Annotated in this window: 1 pseudogene; it reads left to right on the top strand. The window is 75.3% G+C overall.

Going from position 1 to position 1637, the window contains the following annotated elements:
- Positions 1-1637, top strand: a pseudogene (locus tag ACWGIU_RS37415) (hypothetical protein); the annotation flags it as partial.

Raw genomic sequence — 1637 nt, 5'->3', positions numbered from 1 at the left:
GCTGAGCGCGGTCCGGGACGACTACCGGACGCTCGGCGTCGCCGAGCGCGCGGCGCTCGCGGAACTGCGGCTGGCCGGTGTGGCAGCGCAGTCCGGAGCCGCGCCGGCGGAGGTCCGGGCTCTGCTGGGCGTCGCCCTGCGGTCCGCCGAGGCCCTGGGCGCCGCCGAGCCGCTGCGGGCCCGGCGCATCGCGCTCGCGGAACTGTCGGCGATCCGGGTGGAGTCGTACCTGCGCTCGGTCGAAACGCCGGACGCCGACGACCACCGCGACCACCACGCGGAGCTGGCCGCCGAACTGACCGAATTCGTCGCCGCCCATGAGGGCACCCTGGCGGACGTGGTGGCGGAGGCCGAGGAGATGCTGGGCCGGGTGGCGCTGGCACAGGGCGACCCGGAACGGGCCGTGCCGCTGCTCGCGGCGTCCGCCGCGCGGGCGGCCCTGGCGGGCCGGCCGTGGCAGGCGGTGGACCCGCTGGTGCTGCGGGCCGGGGTGCTGATGACGCTGGAGCGGCCCGAGGAGGCGGAGGCCGCGGCGCGCTCCGCGTTGGAGCACGCCGCGGAGGTGACCGATGCCGAGACACAGGGCGTCGTACGGCTGACCCTCGCGGACATCCTGCTGCAGCGGGGCGACGCGGCCGCCGAGAGCGCGGAGCACGCGCTGGCCGGAGCCCACTGGTTCGACCAGGCAGGGCTCACGGCCGACGGCGGTGCGCATGCCCGGCTGTCGCTGGCCCGGGCGTACGCGGATGACGGCCGGACCACCGAGGCGGCGGAGGTCCTGCAGTCGGCACTTGCGGACCTGCTGGAACACGGCGACCAGCAGGCGGTGTCCGTACGGGAGTTCCTGGGCGATCTGCTGCGCCGGCTGAACGAACCCCGGCAGGCGGCGGAGCAGTACCTGCTCGCGGCCGAGGTCACCAAGGGCTGGGAGGATCCCCGTCCGCAGGCGGGCCTCGCCCATTCGGCCGCCGACACCCTGAGTGACGCGGGACTGGCCGTGGAGGCGGCGGCCGCCTACGAGCGGGCTCTGGAGCTGCACCGGCTGACGGGCGAGGTCCCGGTCGCCGAGGTGCGGATCCTGCGTTCCCTGGCCTGGCTGGGGCTGCGCGAGGAGGTCACCGCCGCTGCGGTGGCAGAGGCCCGGAAGCGGATGGAAGAGGCCGCAGAGGTGCTGAAGGCGGCCCTGAGGGCTGATCCCCGAGCCCCTGGGCTGCGGGCCGAACTCGCCCAGAGCTGGCACCAGCTGGCGCAGGTGCTCGACCGACACGTCCACACGAACGAGCAGTCCGACGGGGACACCGGCGAGGACGACGAGGACGAGCAGCTCACCGATGCCGGGGCGGAGCGGGCGGCCCGGCTGAGCCCCACGGAAGTCGACGCGCTGCGCCTGGAGGAGATCGAGCTGTGGGACCGGGCCGCACGGGTCTACGTGGAGCTCGGCCCCGACCATCTGCGGGACCGGTTCCAGTGCCTGAACAACGCGGCCTGGACCGAGCAGGAGCGGGGTGACGCGGACGCGGGCTCCGCGCGCGTCTCCGCGCTGATCGACGAGGCCCGGGCGCTTCCCGAGGACGACCTGCCGGACTGGCTCCTGCCGGCCGCGGAGCGCCTGCGCGCACAGTTGAACGAGGGGGACT

It is taken from the genome of Streptomyces sp. NPDC054840 (assembly GCF_053611065.1).
This window is presented reverse-complemented; position numbering and strand designations above follow the sequence as displayed.